Origin of the sequence: Vibrio sp. HENC-03 (genome assembly GCF_000305755.2) — a bacterium.
GTDB lineage: Bacteria > Pseudomonadota > Gammaproteobacteria > Enterobacterales > Vibrionaceae > Vibrio > Vibrio owensii.
The window spans coordinates 708,328-725,872 of the sequence record NZ_JH976064.1 but is presented as its reverse complement, the minus strand read 5'-3'; the positions used below and the strand labels follow the sequence as shown (position 1 = coordinate 725,872).

Genomic DNA, 17,545 nt, shown 5'->3' with positions numbered 1-17,545 from the left:
CCCTCGTAAGGAGACGACATGATTCTGGTTTGGTTTCGACGTGACCTAAGAACGTTAGACCACACAGCGCTTAAGGCTGCTCTCGATTCTGGGCAGCCTGTTGTTGCCGGTTTTGTTGCAACGCCAGAGCAATGGCAAGAACACCACATGGCACCCATGCAGGCGGATCTTATTGCACGACGTTTAATGCACCTTGAAGAAGAGCTGGCTGAGCTCAATGTCCCGCTTCTGTACAAAGAAGTACCCAAATTTTCCGACGTGACCGAGGTCATTAAGGGGTGGGCATTATCACTGAACGTAGAAAGCGTCATGGCGAACATCCATTACGAGGTCAATGAACAAGCGCTAGACCGAGATGTTTCAGAGGTTCTTGCTAAAAGCGACGTCACGTTCGAAGCTTTCCACGACAAATGTGTTCATGCGCCAACCACGGTATTAAACAAGCAAGGTGAATACTTCAAGGTATTCACGCCATTCAAGCGTGCTTGGTTGTTGAAATTCCAAATGCCAATGGTGTCTAAACCACAACCGCAAGCCGAGCTGTCCAAAGACGTGCTTCAGACAGTTGAAGCAGATCTTTATCATGCCGATGTGCCTTTTTCTTACCCACGCGAATCCAGTGAACGTTGGCACGCCTCAACCACAGATATTGTTCAACAGCTGAGAGAGTTCGCCCGTGAGCGCAGCGATGCGTATCAAGCAGAGAGAGACCTTCCTGCTGTCGATGGCACCAGTCAGTTATCTCCCTATCTCGCAATTGGCGCGCTGTCGCCAAGACAATGTATCGCAAGGCTTTATGCAGAAAACCCACTTCCTGATCTCACTGAAGGGAAAGCTACTTGGCTGAGTGAAATTATCTGGCGAGAGTTTTACCAACACTTATTGGTGTTTGAACCAAAGCTTGTTAGAGGAAAGGGCTTTATTCCGTGGGAAGAGAAGATCCAATGGTCTTATGATGAGCAAGCTTTCGAACGCTGGAAAATAGGCACAACAGGGTATCCTATTGTTGATGCTGCGATGCGCCAGCTGAACACGACAGGTTGGATGCACAATCGTCTACGCATGGTTGTAGCGAGCTTCTTAACTAAAGACCTGCATATCGACTGGCGTTGGGGAGAGGCATACTTCATGAGTAAGCTGGTGGATGGCGATTTTGCTGCCAACAATGGTGGATGGCAATGGTCGGCGTCTACGGGCTGTGATGGGCAACCTTACTTCCGAATTTTTAACCCTATTAGTCAGGGCGAAAAGTTTGACTCTGATGGCTCCTTTGTTCGCCATTGGGTACCGGAAATTAAAGAGGTACCGAATAAGTTTATTCATAACCCTTGGCTATGGAGTGGTTTTAATTTACTGGATTATCACAAGCCGATGGTTGATCACAAGGTGGAAAGAGAGATAACCTTACGGCTCTTCAAAAACGCCAAGGAATAGAGAGAGATGCCTAGCAAGAAGCGTCCGATGAGTATCGCTAAACGAACCCTGTTGTCTGTATCGCTGTCTTTAGTGAGTGGTTTGTCATTCGCAAAGATGTACGAATTGCCGGAGGACGGGGCGCGCGTCATAGGCCGCATGGAAAACCATGTGGTTGAACAAGGCGAAACCATGGCAAACATTGCTAAGCAGTACGATGTCGGCATGCTGGCGTTAATGGCGGCCAACAAAGGCGTGGACCCTTTTCTACCAAAAGAAGGGCACGTTCTTACTATTCCTACTCAGCTTATTCTCCCAGACGTTCCCCACAAAGGTATCGTTATTAACTTGGCGGAGCTGCGTCTTTACTACTTTCCAGCTAAAGAAAATGTGGTTCATGTATTCCCGGTAGGTATTGGCCGTATTGGTCGAGACACGCCAGAGATGACAACGAGCATTAGCCAGAAGCGTCCAAACCCAACCTGGACACCACCTTCATCTATCCGTGCGGAATACAAGGCGAAGGGCATTGACCTACCTGCAGTCGTACCTGCTGGGCCTGATAACCCACTTGGTATGTTTGCGCTGCGCTTGGCGTATGGTCATGGTGAGTACTTGATCCACGGTACTAACAAAGACTTTGGTATTGGCATGCGTGTAAGTGCGGGTTGTATTCGTATGGACCCTAACGACATCGAGTGGCTATTCGACAAAGTACGTCGTGGTGAAAAAGTGAAGATCATCAATCAGCCAGTTAAAGTCACGCTAGAACCAGACCGCAGTGTATTTGTTGAGGCGCATGAACCATTGACTCGCAGCAACGGCGAGAAAGATCACCTACAAATTCCACAAGAGTTGGATTGGTGGTTGGATGAATATGGGATGACGAATGCGAAAGCTAAAGCAACGATTGCTGCTCAGAATGGTGTTCCAGTAGAAATAACCGCGCCTTAACAAGCGTTAAAGCGCGGAATCACATCTTACTTAGTGTAAGACTGAGCGATGTTGTCGATACGCTCGTTAGCACGTGCAGCTTCTTCTTGAGCTGCCATAGCCGCGTCGTTAGACTTTTGAACGTCAGATTGTAGAGACTGAACGTCTTGGCTTAGTTGGCTAACTTGGTTGCTTAGTTCGTCTAGTTTAGTAGCTGTTGCTGCTTCGTCAGAAGAAGCACAACCTGCTAGTAGAAGTACTGAAGTTGCTGCAGCTGCGATCAACGTTTTGTTCATTTTAGAACTCCTTGCCTATAGTTAAATTCCTACGCTATACGTTTTGTGTCATATAGTCATAGTGGTAAATGTGAATACATTCTATCAGTACATGATGTAGCAAAAGTCAAAAAAATCCAAGGATTTCATAGAGTACCTGATACGGACGCTAACCTTTAGTTTACATAAGTGAGCGTTTACTCACCTTTAACGCCAGTATCGGGTAGTACAGCAGCTCTTTTACCACGTCCCTGATATCAATAATTTAGACGAAATTTACACAAATGAAAGTTTCTTAGATGAATCTTTATTTTTTCTAATGGAATTAGTTTGTGTGATCTCTATCTATACTCCTATGATTTGCGGTATTATACCGAGCTTTTATTTTTTGCTGCGTTAGAGCGGAAACGACACTGAAAAAGCGCTCAAACGATGACTATTTATTGGAGAATACTTTGCAATTTAAAGATCTAGGCCTAGACAACCGATTGTTGAAGAACCTAAAACACTACGATTTCAAAAAAGCGACTGACATTCAGAAGCAGGCGATTCCTGTTGCGATTGCAGGCAAGGATCTATTGGCATCTTCGAAAACGGGTTCGGGTAAGACTTTGGCATTTGTATTACCAATGCTTCACAAGTCACTAAAGACGAAGTCGTTTTCTGCAAAAGACCCTCGTGCAGTCATCCTTGCTCCTACGCGTGAGCTAGCAAAACAAGTATATGGCGAGCTTCGTTCAATGCTTGGTGGTCTGAGTTATGACGCAGCATTGATTCTTGGTGGTGAGAACTTTAACGATCAGGTAAAAGCGCTACGCCGCTACCCGAAGTTCATCGTAGCAACACCAGGACGTTTGGCTGACCACCTAGAGCATCGCTCTCTGTTTCTTGATGGTTTGGAAACGCTGATTCTAGATGAAGCTGACCGTATGCTCGATCTAGGTTTTGCACCAGAGCTTCGTCGTATCCATAAAGCGGCGAAACACCGTCGTCGTCAAACTCTGATGTTCTCAGCAACGCTTGATCACGCAGAAGTGAATGACATTGCATCAGAGATGCTGAATGCGCCAAAACGTATTGCTATCGGCGTATCAAACGAAGAGCACAAAGACATCACTCAAAAATTCTACTTGTGTGATCACCTAGATCACAAAGAAGCGATCCTTGAGCGTGTTCTTGAAGAGGCCGAATACCGTCAGGTGATCATCTTTACTGCAACTCGTGATGACACTGAGCGTCTAACGAACAAGTTGAATGAGAAGAAGCTTAAAGCGGTCGCGCTGAGCGGTAACTTGAACCAGACTCAACGTAACACCATCATGAGTCAGTTTGAGCGTGCTGTATTTAAGATTCTAGTAACGACAGACGTTGCATCTCGTGGTCTTGATATCGCAACAGTAACGCACGTTATCAACTTCGATATGCCGAAGCACACAGAAGAATACGTGCACCGTGTAGGCCGTACAGGTCGTGCGGGTAACAAAGGTGACGCAGTGTCTCTTGTTGGCCCTAAAGACTGGGACAGCTTTAAGCGTGTTGAAACTTACCTACAGCAAGATTTGAACTTCTCTGTATTTGAAGATTTAAAGGGTAAATTCAAAGGCTTGAAACCACGTAAACCTGATTTCCGTGGTAAGAAGACAGAAACCAAAAAAGCACGCCCACAAGCGAAGAAAGTCGCGAAGAAACCTGTTAAGCGCGATAAAGGTTTCTACCAAAACGTGGCAGTGGGTGAAAACGTGTTTATTCCTAAGAAAAAGCCAGCGGAACCAAAAGCTGAAGATTAATCTTCAACTCAGCGTTAGAGGTTAACTGAATTCAAATCCGAGCTTACGAGCTCGGATTTTTTATATCTGAAATTTGCTTTCTCACGACTATTGTTTAGCTGCTCTAAACAAGGGTTAAATAGTCTTTGATTTTTCTGAACGCCAATTTTGCTTAGCATAGGTTTCCAAAAGAGGAGACAGAATATGTATCAAGAAGAACAGTGGTTAGAAGACATCGATCTGAGCCTTACAGAACAACAGTGCAAATCGTTAGGTTGGGGAAAGAAAGGCGTCTGGGTTGAGATGTTGGCGTTTCTCTGCGTAGCGTTGGTGAGTTGTACCTTAGTACACAATCGCGGAGGCTCACATGATTACTGAAAAGTCTCAAATGGGTGAATTGATTAAATCGGTCGTTTTTTCCTCCCTCTATTTTGTTGGATTTCTTGCTTTACTTTGGGTTGTAACTAGTCATCTTTTCTAGTTTTTCTACCTCTTTTGAGCTACTGACTAAAGTAAAAAAGTTACCCTCGTCACCTTCTTCAGGTGACGTTTTCATTTCTAGATTCTTAATTGCATAGCAATAGATGACTTATCTAACAATAGCTTTGCATCACAGTGCATTCATCCATGATTTGAACGTTTGGCATAATAAAAACCGATAAAAATGTCACGAAAATATGTAAATGATAATTGATCTCATTTTTATTTAAAGGCAGAATACGCGACATAATATTAATCCTATAAATAGTTGTGCCATTTATATGAAATTTAATCATGTTTTTTTGGGGCTTTTAGTCACCTCTATGCCCAGTGTTGCCTCGGATAACTTTAATTGGCTGAGAGACGATTCCAGACAAGATGAGCGAGTCCTTTCTTACCTCAAGCAACAGAACCAAAAAACAGAACAATTTCAGAAACGTTATGACGAGATTACCCAAAATCTGTTGAGCCAATGGGAAGCCATGGCAGCAGAAAAAGGCGAGAAGCCTTGGGCGATTAAAAACGGTCAAGAATGGAACCTGACTCGTCGACAAGGCAACTTTGTTTTGCTTTCGCGAGCTGATAACAACGCGCAAGAGAAAGTGGTTTACGATTTCTCTTCTCACCAAGAAGAACGTCAATATTTCCAAATTGGTCAATGGCGTATTCAAGGCGATTCTTTGTTGTTTACAGAAGATATTGATGGCAGCGAGCAGTACCGTGCTGTGTTGGTTGATCTAAAGAGTGGTGCAGTACGTGAGCTGATCAGCAACATTGATAATGGGGTTCTGCTCTCACCAAATGGCAAGTTTGCTTTCGTCGTCTCAAAAGAAGCGAAAACTCAACGTCCTTACCAAGTCGTGAGAATCAATACTCAGACCAATGAGCAGAAAGTACTTTGGCAAGAGGACAAGACTGATTGGCTTATGTCTTTCTATCCAGCAGCCGACGCGCGTTTCGCACTGGTACAAAGTAACAATGAATCGACCACCGAACAAAAGATCCTAAACCTTGATTCTGGAGAGCTAACGGCGTCGCTACGTAAACCAGAATCTGGTGTGGAGTATTATGCGGATGTTGCTCAAGACAGAGTCTTTATCAACAACAATCTTAATGGTCAGTTTGGTTTGTTTGAAACTGCGATGCCCGAGAAACATACGGACACCGTTGAGTCTAATTGGAAGTCTTTCTTACGCTCAGAAAATGGCGTAGAACAATTTTACTTGTACGATGCGGGACTTGTGGCATTAACCAAGCAAGATAATCAAACGACAATCTCGGTTTACTCTTATGATGGCACGGCGAAAAAATCTCTTCCGTTAGAGTCGGAAGGTCGCGTTGCTTGGTTGAGCACTCTTGGTGATTACCGCTCTAACAAAATCCGCATTCGTAGTATGTCGATGACGACACCGCCGTTGTGGGAAGAGTTTGATGTTAAAGCACTGACAAAGACAAATCTCTCGCAAGATGTTTATCACGGCTTCTCTAGCCAAGATTATGTTTCTCAACGCATTATGGTCAAAAGCCATGGTGTGGAAGTGCCGGTTTCTCTTGCTTACCGCAAAGATAAGCTCAGCGACAACGCTCCTGTTGTGCTGTACGGCTATGGCGCTTACGGGTTTACCATGAAACCTTACTTCATGCCTCAAACCGTGAGCTTACTAGATCAAGGCGTTATCTACGCGATAGCGCATGTTCGTGGTGGCGGTTACTTTGGCGCTGACTGGCACGAGCGAGGCCGAGGCGTTCTTAAAGCTAACTCTATCAATGATTTCACGGCGGCTGCACAAGCGCTTAAACACTTTGATGGTGGTGAACGTGATGTCTACGCGATTGGATCGAGTGCTGGTGGCACTTTGGTCGCCGGTTCGATCAACCAAGCTCCTGACTTGTTTGCTGGCGCGGTGATGAAGGTTCCATTTGTCGATGTCGTTGCCAGTATGTCCGATACGACGTTACCACTTACCGCACAACAATATGGGGAATGGGGGAATCCGACACTCCCAGAGCAGCTCAAAGCGATGCAAGCTTATGATCCTATCCTCAATATCCATAAAGATGCTTACCCACCCATGTTGGTTCAAGTCGGATTGAACGACCAACGTGTGCCTTATTGGGAAGGCGCGAAGTATCTCGCTCAAATTTCGTCGACCAGTGAATCGACAGGCCCTTATTTGTTGCAAACGGATTTTCACTCTGGCCACCGCATGGATCCAAGGCAGGCAAGAGAGCAACAAGCGAAGGAATACGCATTTCTACTATCACTAATTAAAACATCTAAAGCGGAGCAGTAAATGAAGCTTACCCCAGTGTCAGCGGCAGTACTTTCGGTACTTGCTGCCAGTCAAGTGCACGCCGAATCTAAGGTTTTCTCAATGGAAGAGGTGGTTGTAACCGCCAATAAAATCGATCAGCCATTGTCAAAAGTGGCAGGTAGTGTCGCGGTTATCACAAACGAGCAAATCGAAGAACGAGGCGAGACCGAGCTTTATGACGTGCTGCGTAACGAACCTGGTGTAAGCGTGACGGGCGGTGCAGGACGTCCGCAAAACATTACCATCCGTGGTATGACAGGTAACCGCATTATGATCGTTCGTGATGGCATTCGTTCTGCGGATGGCTTCGGTGCGAATGACATTAATGATGCAGTTGGGCGAGATACTTTTGATCTATCCAATTTTGAATCGCTGCAAATCATTAAAGGTGCAAGCTCTTCGGTGCATGGCTCTGGAGCGATCGGCGGTGTGGTGATTTTAGAATCCAGTCAGCCGGGTGATTTCTTAAAAGACAAAGACTTCTACACCGATGTTTCCGGTACTTACACCGACATCAGCAACAAGTACAAAGGCACGAGTAATCTAGCTTTCCGCTCCGGTGATACAGAGAGTTTGTTTAACGTTTCATACTGGCAAGGGCAAGAGACACGTAACTTTGATGAAGATTTGTATAACCGCGATCTAGATGGTTATAGCGGTGCTTATACTATCAACCACTTTTTCAATGAAGAGGTGATGTTGAAAGCCAAAGCGGAACTCTACACCCAGAATCAAGAGCGTTTGGAGGGTTCACCGTCCATTCAACCTGATGGCATCTGGCATATTGAAGACTTTGCTGAAGATGAAACCTCCGAAGAGTACAGCGCTTACATTGGCGCAGAGGTGACACCGATTAATCCAACTTGGTTCGAAGAGTTGGATACCAAAGTTTACTGGCGTCACACCGAAGTCGTGGAAGACACCAACCGTTTAATGCGCCAAGTGGATCACAATGGCTTGATCACCAAACGTCGCGAGCTGGAACACAAAACCTTCATTGACGAAACAATAGGCTTCCGTGGTGACTTCACCAATACGATTTATGCAGCAAATGCAGAGCACCAATTGGCTTACGGTGTCGAGCTTTCTACTGACTATTACGAACGCACAGATAGCGATTCCAAGATTGATTGGAATGGCGTAACGCCTTCGACCAAACAACCTTTCGCTCCTGCTCGTGCTTATAACATTGGTTTGTACGTTCGAGACATGGTGGAACTGGATAAATGGACCATCACTGGCGGCCTGCGCTTTGATGCGCACCGTTTAACGCCGGACGGTGAGGGCGAAGTGGGCGGCTTCCCATTAAAAGACATGGATAGCTCAGAGGTATCTCCAAGCCTGTCGGTTTCTCGTGAAATGTTTGCCAACAACATCGTTTATGTGTCGTACAACCACGGTTACCGTGCTCCGGAATACGACAAAGCATATGGCTTCGTGAACCATGATTTTGTGCCGCTGACGCCTTTTGTTATCGCACCTAACTTAGACCTAGAAGCTGAGACTTCGGACTCATTTGAAATTGGTAACAAGTTCGATAACGGTCGTGCGCATGTCTATGCGTCTGTGTTCTACAACAAGTTTGAAAACTTCATCGATGTTGTGACAACAGGTTTTGACTCAAGCACTGGTAATTACATCAAACAGTACCAAAACCTTGACGGCGTAGAGACATATGGCGCAGAGCTTTCTGCGGGTTACGCGCTCACCAAACAATGGGACATCAGCACTAAGTTTGGCTACGTAGATGGCAAAGACGCGGAAGGCGAATACGTTCGAAGCATTACGCCATTCGAAGGTAACGCTCAACTGAAATACGCCAACCAAGACTTCAACGCTTACGTGGCTTGGAACTGGGCCGCTGCCATGGATCGCGTTCCTAAATGCCAGACCACGCTTGGCCTAGCGACAGAGTGCGCGCAGACAAGTGCGTGGAATACGTTTGATATTGGCGCAACTTACCACGTTTCCAAAGACCTTCGTGTTAGCGCAAACATCGTCAACCTGTTCGACAAAGAGTACATCCGATACCAAGACGTAGCGGGTATCGCTGAGGAAAGTAAGCGTTACTCAACGGAGCCTGGGCGCTACTTCACGCTAAATGCAAAATACGAATTCTAGGACGAAATGATGAAGCTAAAACCATTGGCGTTTTCACTGCTTATTGCATGTACCCCTGCGGTGCAGTCTGCAGAGTGGGATTATCCCGCAACGGATTCTGTGGTGACGAATGAAGCGCAAGCGAAAACTTATCTAGACAGCCACTACTCAGAAGCGGGCGAGTTAAAGTTCCGTTACAAAACCCAGTCTCAGCTTGGTGAGCATTACAATTTTGATGTTTGGGTTAACGGTGAATATCAATTTCAGCGTGCCCTTGTAGTAACAACCGATAAAAATCATCACGTTGTGCGAGTGTTTAAGAGCCTTGAAGATACGATCATTCGCAACGGTAAACCAACGGTTGCAATGGAATTGGAATCGCCTCGCCAACTGCAAGCACAAGAGCCACCAGCTTTGAGCTCTGGAAGTCTGGTTGATGTTGAGGTTTCTTTATTCAACCCAGATCTTCGCACCATGCAACAGCAAGCGGCACCAGAATCGACGTGGTCAGCACTATCCGATTACCCTCAGCCGATCGAGTACGTCACCAAGTCGATTGAGGTTTTAAAGTCCGGCGGTAAGTTCTATCTCTCTAACCCAAGATTGAAGCAAGTGGATGCGACGGGCTTATTTGCAGCCCCAGCACCTGGTGAATCGCCTGTACTTGATACGTTGGACTTCCTCAGCGCAGAAGGGGTTCAAGCATTTGACAGTGTTGATGAGATGCAAAGCACCGAGTTTGGTGACAATGCGTTCCCACAGTTGATGGCTTTTTATCATCTTGATAGCTCGATCCAATATCTGACAAGCCTGACTTACGACTTGTTTGATGAACCGCTTCGTTTTGATGCTCGCGGTTTATCAAAAGATAACTCTACTTACTATTACGGTCCGAAAGCACTCATGCTGGGTGTCGGTGGTGTTTCTCCGGATGCAGTCGATGCTGATGTCGTGATACACGAGCTTGGGCATGGCATTCATTACCAAATCGTACCGGATTGGGCGTACGGTCACACTGGTGCTATCGCAGAAGGTTTTGCTGATTACTGGGCGGGCAGCGCGAGCTACCGCACTCAATATTTGGATGCTTCGCGTCGTGGTCAAGAATTCGAGTTAGATACGGTGTTCAACTGGGACGGTGTGTTCGGAACACGCAAAACAACTCGTAGCTTATGGAACCAAAGAGCGCGTTACTTCGAGGGCTCAGAGTATCCAGCGCACGTTAGTGTGGGCGGTGAACTAGGCGACGAGCTATGGTCAACGCCACTGTTCCAAGCACTTAAAGCATCGGTTGAGCGATACGGTGATGATACCGATAACGTGTTCCGTGAGTTTGACGCCATTGTTCTTGAAGGCATGTATGGCATTGGTCGTGGCGTGAAAATGCATGATCTTGCGGAATCGACCGTGTATGCCGCAAACACCTTGTTCCCAAATAAAGATTACGCCCAATTCCTGACGGACAGCTTCAACAAACACAACTTACTTAAAGCGCCTCTTCGCGTTCGCTATGACGCTCGATACATCGCACAAGGTCAAGACGTTGGTGTGAGCCTGAGCCAAACTGGCCGCGAAGCGAGCATCAAAGGGCAATGGCAGCTAAACAACGCATCCGTTTTCGACTTTGATGAAACGCTTTCTGATTCGACCTCTATGAAGGTGGCGTTACCAAGCGGTCTGACGTGTGGCACGCAATTCGATTCCTCTATTTCATTGGATTACCAATTTGCAGAAGGTTTAAAGACTCACCAGTGGAGTGAACAGGTGATGCTGGTTAATGGTACGCCAGAGCTTGATATCCAGCCTCAATCAGTGAATTCCGCTTTGCCAGAGCAGGGCGACAGGCTGTTCTCTCAGACGCTATCGGACAAGTCACTCACGATTGATGATTCGTTTGCGGTTTACCTGAACATCGAACATGACTCACTGCAGGATCTGCAAGTGACGCTTGTGTCTCCACAAGGCAAATCGGTCGTGCTACTTAGTCATCAATCAAGCAATACCAATGGATTTAAAGGTTACTTCACAGCTCAGTATGACGATGAGTTACAAGCGCTTGTCGGTCAACCGAGTTGGGGTACTTGGCGTCTCGAAGTGTCTGACCGTGTGTCAGGGAATTCTGGGGTGTTGAAAGAGTGGGGTGTGAGTCACTTTGCTCAGTATCAGTGTAGTGCTGATACCACTAAAGAAAGCAGTGGTGGTGGTTCAGGTGGCAGTGGCTCGCCTTGGACCTTGTTAGGACTTTTCCTGCTTTCAATGGTGAGAGTGATTCGCTCTCGTTAATTAAAATCAAAAGAAGATAAAATCTATGAAGTTTCAATATTCTTTCGTTGCTATGTCACTAGCCCTAGCTGGCTGTGGCGGTGGTTCTGGTGGTGACACGTCGGCACCGACCTATGATGTAGCTGGCACCATCGTTTCTGCAGGTACACTTCTTGATACGCCAGTGTGCATCGATTTAAACCAAAACTACGTTTGTGATACGACTGAACCGAGTGCTAAAACAGATAATGTCGGTAAATTTAGCCTGACTTCAAGCGACAAAAACGTACTAACCAGTACCATTCTTGCTCAAGTTGATCAAGGTTCGAACCAAACGTTGCGTCTTGCGGCTCCGGGGCAAAATTTAGCAACGGGTAACACGGTCAATGGTGTAACAACGTTGCTCGCAGGTCTTGTGGTTGACGGTAAAACCGTTGCTCAAGCTGAAGAGATTGTGAAAGCGCAACTCACCGATGCCGGCGTTTCTCTGTCTGGTACGGTGATGTCTAACGCAGAAGCCAGCGAGCTAGATAAGCTAGAGCAAAACACGGTTGCACTATTAGCTGCGATGCAGCCACAACAAATGACCAAAGGCGTAGCGCTGCTTGCTCAAAGCCTTAGCTTCCAAGGTAAATCGTTGGCCTCTGATCTTCTGTCTGAAGCGGAAGTGAGTGCATTTGCTGAAGAAATTGCAGCGGTTGCTGAACAAACGGTTGGCAGCAACGATACGGGTGCCGTTCTTCATTTTGCTGATGGCGCAGCAGACGTTGCTGAGGTTCAAGCTGCTTACCCTGGTCAAGATGCGGAATACGGCTTCGACAAAGAGGACAAGCAAACGTCGACAGGTGCAGGCTTTAAGTTCGTTAAGCTAGATTCACAAGGTGCTGCTTTAGCTGCAGATGCGACTGAGTGGGCTTGTACTATGGACGAGCGTACTGGTCTTGTTTGGGAAAACAAGAGTGCGGATGCGAGCTCGGTTCAATTTAAAGATCGTACATTCGTGTATGAGTCAGCAACATTCAAACCGTATTACGAAGATCTTGAAGTTGTTGGTTGTGTGGATGCTGCTGATGGCATCTGTTCAACAAGCCAATATGTTGAACATATAAACAAGCAATCACTATGTGGCATTACTGATTGGCGCCTACCAACATACCAAGAGTTCTACGATGTTCTCGACTTAGGCGAGACAGAGAAAGATGCCGACGGCAATGTCTATGGCATGACGACGGCTTACTTCCCTCAGCAGGGTAAGGGCAGCCCAGATGTTGAATCAGGTGCTATTTGGCTAAGTGATTTCACATTTAACAATTACTCTAGTTTTAACTATGAAGGTGCGCTTCAGTTTGCAGTAGTTGTTGCGAAAGGCGCTGACCGTGGTTACGTCAGCTTTGTAGAAATTTATTCTGATAAAGTGGAGCGTGACACTGGCACGTCATTCCAATTCCCAATCCGTCTAGTAGCAGTAAAGGGCCAATAAGATGAAGAAACTAATCACCGCGCTATCTCTTGCTTTGGCTTCTCAAACTGCAATGGCTGCACAAGAGTGTTCTACTGACTTTGCTAAAACGGCACCTAACACGCGTTATACATATTCTGATAACGGTACCGTAACTGACTTAAAAACAGATCTTACATGGATGCGTTGCCCTGTTGGCTCAACGTGGAATGCGGCAAATGAAGCCTGTGATGGCGCTGCGACTAAGATGTCATGGCAGTTAGCGCTATCAACCGCTGAGCAAATCCGCAATGAATCAGGTAACCATGCTTTACATGACTTCGCTGGCAAAAAGAATTGGCGCTTACCAAACATTAAGGAATTGGTCGCGTTGACGGAACGTGCTTGTCACAGCCCTGCGATGAACGGCACTGCATTCGCAAGTGGCTACACGCTAGAGGTGGGTGATTATGCAGGTTACATCTGGAGTAACACTCCGAACGGTGATGGTTCAAATGTCATGGTGTTTGATTCAGTGAATGGTGAGGTTTACAACTGGAGCCCACTAGAGCCAACGAACACTTTCTCTGTTCTGCTGGTCACCGACGAAGAATAATCACACCGTTGGATTTTCTCTAATCCAGATATTAAAAAGCTCCGCCAGTGCGGAGCTTTTTTCTTTTCTAACCTTTGAAACTTATCGTGTTGAGTAGAACCTTTAAACTTGGAACTGCTTAAGCTGATGCTTTTGGTTTTCTGCTAAGCCAGACAGCTCTTGCGCCGCCGCGGCTGATTGAGTGATACCAGTGACGTTCTGACTCACCAATTCATAGATGGTGCTCAGATTGTTGTTGATGTCTGACGTTACTTGCTTTTGTTCTTCAGAAGCGGTTGCAACTTGGGTGTTGATCGCATTCAAATCTGAAATCGCACTGTTGATGTCGCTCAGTGAACGGCTTACTTCTGCAGCAAGCGCTTGGTTGTCTTCTAACATGGCTAAGCTTGAATGCATACTTTCATTTGCATGGCCAGACTGCTGTTGTAGCTCCTCAATGATGGTTTGGATCTCTTTGGTCGATTCTTGGGTTCTCGCTGCGAGCATACGTACTTCATCAGCAACCACGGCAAAGCCTCGACCACTTTCACCCGCTCGTGCTGCTTCAATCGCCGCATTCAAAGCAAGTAGGTTGGTTTGCTCAGAGATGCTCTCAATAACCTCAATCACTTTACCAATCTGCTCGGACTGATCTTTAAGCGACGTGACAACGTGTGCGGCTTCATTCAGTTGATCAGCCATTTTGGTACTCGCGCGCGTGCTTTCTTCAAACATACTCAAGCTTTGAGAAGTCAGCTTACTTGCTTCATTCGACGCGCTATCCGCTTGTTGTGCGTTACTTGAAACCTCAGCCGCTGTGGACTCAAGCTGGTTAATTGCAGAAGCAACCTGTTCGACTTCTTGCTTCTCTTGGTCGGAGTTTGCACTGCTTTGCGTCATTACGGTTGCCAGTTCGGTCGACGCTGATGCAACGTCTTCACTGATTCGAACCAGAGAATCGACCGTACCGCGAAGCTGGTGGATGGTTTGGTTTACGTCATGCGCCAGTTGTGAGACTTCGTTCTTGCCTATTTCGTCTGCTTCTACCAACAAGTTGCCTTTTGCGACTTCTCGCATGGTTTCTTGCAGGTTACGGATTGGGGCGACAATGTAGCTCGCCAATAGCCAGCTGATCAAAGAAGCAACAGAAAGAATAATCACCAGAGAGACCGTACTGTAGGTCAATGTGGTGGAGTGAAGCACACCGTTTTCTTCGACTTCGTCAGTAACGATTTGATTGAGCTTCTTAGACAAGTTGTCGATGGCGTTGATCATCGCTTCACCGGCAAGGCGGTATTGACCCATTGCTGTTTCATACTCTCGGTCAAAATCGGACGTGGTGTAATCAGAAGAATGCTTGGTATTAAGAAGTGGCGTCATGGTGACACGAGTAAAATCGACGTAATGATTCATGGCATCGCGCATGGCGTTAACTTCCGTTTGAATGCCTTCAATTTGGTCGATGGAGTTGAGGAATTCTCGGTTGGTTGCCTGACGTTGTTGTAATTGTTGGTTAAGTGTTTTGACATCTTCAGCCCTGAAGAGACTGTAGATTGCCTTAATGCGCATCGCGTAAGTGTTGTCTACGATGGAGCTTAACTCTTCTTTATGCACGATAAGGTTATTGGTGGAAACCGTCACCTTGTCGAATGCTTGTTCTAACTTTCCTATGCCTATGCTCAAACCGACGATGAGAAGTATGACAGTAAAAAGTACGGGCACGAAAACCTGTGACTTAATAGACAGCGTACTAAGTAATTGACGCATGATTGACCCTCTAAAGATTGGAACTATTATCATTTTTGTAAATAAAGCAACCCGATTCTAATTATTAGGCTTGATATATCAATCATTTAACGATGTTTATTTGTTATGAAATATATTAAAAGCGATGTACTTGGCATTTTGTTATAACCAAATCATTGCAAAGTATTTTGAGCTCGAAAGTAAATAAAGTTTGATTGCCGATTTATTAAGCAGAAATGACAACGTGTCATAGAGCTTTCAACTAAGTGAAACACAACTGTCATATTTGGATTCTAAAGTGAGCACCGTTCAAGTGAAACACAACGGCAATAAGGCCACTTAAAGGAAATTGTGATGAAAAAGACAGTAATCGGTGCAATCGCACTTCTAGGCGCAATGGCAGTGACTCCTGTTTCTGCTAAAGAAACTATCTCTGCAGTGGGTTCTAGCAGCGTAACTCCACTGATGGAAGTTTTCTCTGAAACATACATGAAGACAAACCCGAACGTATTTATCGAAGTTCAAGGCCCTGGTTCATCTGCAGGTGTTAAAGCAGCGAAGAACGGTTCTGCTGACCTAGGTATGTCTTCTCGTAACCTAAAAGATTCTGAAAAAGAGCCAACGTTAAAAGAAGAAGCGGTTGCTCTAGACGGTATCGCAGTTGTTGTAAACCCACAAAACAAACTTACTGGCCTTACAGCTGAGCAAGTTACTGCAATCTACAAAGGTGAAGTAACAAACTGGAAAGACGTTGGCGGTGCAGACAAGCCAATCGTTGCTATCACTCGTGACACGGCTTCTGGTACTCGTGGCGCATTCGAAGACATCATGTCTCTAAAAATGAAGATTTCTGGTAAAAAAGTTTCTGCAATCTCTCAACGTGCTCAAGTTGCTAACGGTAACGGCGCACTGAAGACAATGGTTGCTTCTAACCCATACGCAATCGGCTACATCTCTCTAGGTACGGTTGATTCATCTGTAAACGCACTTCCAATTGATGGCATCCAAGCTTCTGTAGACAACGTGAAAAACGGTTCTTACAAAGTTGCTCGTCCATTCCTTGTTCTTTACAAAGAAGGCAAGCCATCAGCTGAAACTCAAAAATTCCTAGACTGGATGCTAACTGACGAAGCGCAAGCGCTAGTTGACCAAAAAGGTTACATCTCAGTTAACTAATCCTATCGGGACTCTAAAGTTTGCTCAGCCCAACGTTTCGGGCTGAGCCTTTTCTATCCATTGTGTTCGACGCCATTGCCAAGAACCGTGAGATTTTTATGACCATCGCAACAAATAGTGAAAAGCTTATGACTACTGACGCAAAAGCGATCAGCAAGCCAGGCCTACGCGAAAAACGCCGCGTTGACTGGAAAGAGCGCATCTTCCACGGCTTGTTCCTAACGAGTGCTGTAATCGGCATCGTATCATTAGCAGTTATCGCATACTTCATCGTTCGAGAGAGTATCCCAGCATTCCAAGAAGCGGGCGTCTCGGGCATCGTTCTAGGCCAAAACTGGCTACCGCCGGCACTGTACGGTGTTGCAACCATGATTGTTGCTTCTATCGTTTCGACAGCAGGCGCTGTTTTAGTGGGTGTTCCAGTTGGTGTCTTAACCGCTATCTTCATCGCTGAAATCGCACCAAAACGTTTAGCTGACATCATCCGCCCAGCGGTTGAGCTGCTAGCTGGTATTCCTTCGGTGGTTTACGGTTTCTTTGGTCTGGTTATTATCGTTCCATTGATTCAGAACGTATTCGATGTACCAGCAGGTAACACTATCTTGGCCGGTATCATTGTTCTTGGTGTGATGATTCTACCAACGGTAATTACGGTATCTGAAACCTCTATCCGCGCTGTTCCTCGTACTTACAAAGAAGGTTCTTTGGCACTGGGCGCATCGAAAATCTATACCATCTTTAAATTGCTCGTTCCAGCGGCTCGCTCAGGCATCATGACAGGTGTGATTCTGGGTATCGGTCGTGCGTTGGGTGAGACTATGGCGATCATCATGGTAATGGGTAACGCGCCGGCAATGCCAGAAGGCATCCTTGATTCGGCTCGTACGCTAACCGCAAACATCGCTATTGAAATGTCTTACGCAAGTGGTGTTCACGCGAACGCACTTTACGCTACAGGTGTGGTACTTCTGGTCTTCATTATGTCGTTGAACGCTGTACTACTGTACCTAAACCGAGAAAAAGCGAAGTAATCGCTCGTTAAAGGT

13 protein-coding genes are annotated in these 17,545 nt (G+C 46.1%); 11 read left to right on the top strand and 2 right to left on the bottom strand.

Annotated elements, in window-relative coordinates; translation table 11 throughout:
- The first annotated feature begins 18 nt into the window (after positions 1-18).
- Positions 19-1,434 (top strand): deoxyribodipyrimidine photo-lyase, encoded by a 1,416-nt coding sequence (phrB, locus tag VCHENC03_RS20155; protein ID WP_009704944.1) that lies wholly within the window; start codon positions 19-21, stop codon positions 1,432-1,434.
- A gap of 6 nt (positions 1,435-1,440) precedes the next feature.
- Positions 1,441-2,367, top strand: coding sequence for a L,D-transpeptidase family protein (locus VCHENC03_RS20160; protein WP_009704943.1), 927 nt, complete (start codon positions 1,441-1,443; stop codon positions 2,365-2,367).
- A gap of 26 nt (positions 2,368-2,393) precedes the next feature.
- Here VCHENC03_RS20160 and VCHENC03_RS20165 read toward each other — a convergent pair whose 3' ends face one another.
- Positions 2,394-2,642 (bottom strand): Lpp/OprI family alanine-zipper lipoprotein, encoded by a 249-nt coding sequence (locus VCHENC03_RS20165; RefSeq protein ID WP_005441096.1) that lies wholly within the window; start codon positions 2,640-2,642, stop codon positions 2,394-2,396.
- Positions 2,643-3,064: 422 nt separating this feature from the next.
- On the opposite strand from VCHENC03_RS20165, the gene VCHENC03_RS20170 reads away from it, so the two are divergent.
- The 7 genes from VCHENC03_RS20170 to VCHENC03_RS20195 all read left to right on the top strand — a co-directional run bounded on the left by VCHENC03_RS20170 (position 3,065) and on the right by VCHENC03_RS20195 (position 13,598).
- Positions 3,065-4,408 carry a DEAD/DEAH box helicase gene (locus VCHENC03_RS20170; protein ID WP_032802148.1) on the top strand — a complete coding sequence of 448 codons (1,344 nt, stop codon included), beginning with the start codon at positions 3,065-3,067 and terminating at the stop codon, positions 4,406-4,408.
- Positions 4,409-4,591: 183 nt separating this feature from the next.
- Positions 4,592-4,765 (top strand): hypothetical protein, encoded by a 174-nt coding sequence (locus VCHENC03_RS27720; RefSeq protein WP_009704941.1) that lies wholly within the window; start codon positions 4,592-4,594, stop codon positions 4,763-4,765.
- Positions 4,766-5,148: 383 nt separating this feature from the next.
- Complete coding sequence (locus VCHENC03_RS20175) at positions 5,149-7,161, top strand: prolyl oligopeptidase family serine peptidase (RefSeq protein ID WP_032802146.1); 2,013 nt, start codon at positions 5,149-5,151, stop codon at positions 7,159-7,161.
- Positions 7,162-9,303, top strand: a complete 2,142-nt coding sequence (locus VCHENC03_RS20180; protein WP_009704939.1) for a TonB-dependent hemoglobin/transferrin/lactoferrin family receptor — start codon at positions 7,162-7,164, stop codon at positions 9,301-9,303.
- A gap of 9 nt (positions 9,304-9,312) precedes the next feature.
- Complete coding sequence (locus VCHENC03_RS20185; RefSeq protein WP_009704938.1) at positions 9,313-11,565, top strand: proprotein convertase P-domain-containing protein; 2,253 nt, start codon at positions 9,313-9,315, stop codon at positions 11,563-11,565.
- 25 nt (positions 11,566-11,590) lie between these two features.
- Positions 11,591-13,024, top strand: a complete 1,434-nt coding sequence (locus VCHENC03_RS20190; protein WP_009704937.1) for an Lcl domain-containing protein — start codon at positions 11,591-11,593, stop codon at positions 13,022-13,024.
- A gap of 1 nt (position 13,025) precedes the next feature.
- Positions 13,026-13,598, top strand: a complete 573-nt coding sequence (locus VCHENC03_RS20195; protein WP_009704936.1) for an Lcl C-terminal domain-containing protein — start codon at positions 13,026-13,028, stop codon at positions 13,596-13,598.
- 102 nt (positions 13,599-13,700) lie between these two features.
- On the opposite strand, the gene VCHENC03_RS20200 is transcribed toward VCHENC03_RS20195, so the two are convergent.
- A complete protein-coding gene (locus VCHENC03_RS20200; protein WP_009704935.1) occupies positions 13,701-15,344 on the bottom strand; it encodes a methyl-accepting chemotaxis protein in 1,644 nt (547 codons plus the stop codon).
- Positions 15,345-15,677: 333 nt separating this feature from the next.
- Between VCHENC03_RS20200 and VCHENC03_RS20205 the strand changes: the two genes are divergently transcribed.
- Positions 15,678-16,499 carry a phosphate ABC transporter substrate-binding protein gene (locus tag VCHENC03_RS20205; protein ID WP_005441064.1) on the top strand — a complete coding sequence of 274 codons (822 nt, stop codon included), beginning with the start codon at positions 15,678-15,680 and terminating at the stop codon, positions 16,497-16,499.
- A 98-nt stretch (positions 16,500-16,597) separates the two neighbouring features.
- Entirely contained in the window at positions 16,598-17,530 is a 933-nt protein-coding gene (gene pstC / locus VCHENC03_RS20210; protein WP_009704934.1) for a phosphate ABC transporter permease subunit PstC, read from the top strand.
- The last annotated feature ends 15 nt before the right edge of the window (positions 17,531-17,545 follow it).

Bases quoted from the DNA above. Each gene is read 5' to 3' on its own strand.
- VCHENC03_RS20200 (WP_009704935.1), bottom strand. From the start codon at position 15,344: ATGCGTCAATTACTTAGTACGCTGTCTATTAAGTCACAGGTTTTCGTG.
- VCHENC03_RS20175 (WP_032802146.1), top strand. From the start codon at position 5,149: ATGAAATTTAATCATGTTTTTTTGGGGCTTTTAGTCACCTCTATGCCC.
- pstC (WP_009704934.1), top strand. From the start codon at position 16,598: ATGACCATCGCAACAAATAGTGAAAAGCTTATGACTACTGACGCAAAA.
- VCHENC03_RS20160 (WP_009704943.1), top strand. From the start codon at position 1,441: ATGCCTAGCAAGAAGCGTCCGATGAGTATCGCTAAACGAACCCTGTTG.
- VCHENC03_RS20195 (WP_009704936.1), top strand. From the start codon at position 13,026: ATGAAGAAACTAATCACCGCGCTATCTCTTGCTTTGGCTTCTCAAACT.
- VCHENC03_RS20165 (WP_005441096.1), bottom strand. From the start codon at position 2,642: ATGAACAAAACGTTGATCGCAGCTGCAGCAACTTCAGTACTTCTACTA.
- phrB (WP_009704944.1), top strand. From the start codon at position 19: ATGATTCTGGTTTGGTTTCGACGTGACCTAAGAACGTTAGACCACACA.
- VCHENC03_RS20185 (WP_009704938.1), top strand. From the start codon at position 9,313: ATGAAGCTAAAACCATTGGCGTTTTCACTGCTTATTGCATGTACCCCT.
- VCHENC03_RS27720 (WP_009704941.1), top strand. From the start codon at position 4,592: ATGTATCAAGAAGAACAGTGGTTAGAAGACATCGATCTGAGCCTTACA.
- VCHENC03_RS20190 (WP_009704937.1), top strand. From the start codon at position 11,591: ATGAAGTTTCAATATTCTTTCGTTGCTATGTCACTAGCCCTAGCTGGC.
- VCHENC03_RS20205 (WP_005441064.1), top strand. From the start codon at position 15,678: ATGAAAAAGACAGTAATCGGTGCAATCGCACTTCTAGGCGCAATGGCA.
- VCHENC03_RS20180 (WP_009704939.1), top strand. From the start codon at position 7,162: ATGAAGCTTACCCCAGTGTCAGCGGCAGTACTTTCGGTACTTGCTGCC.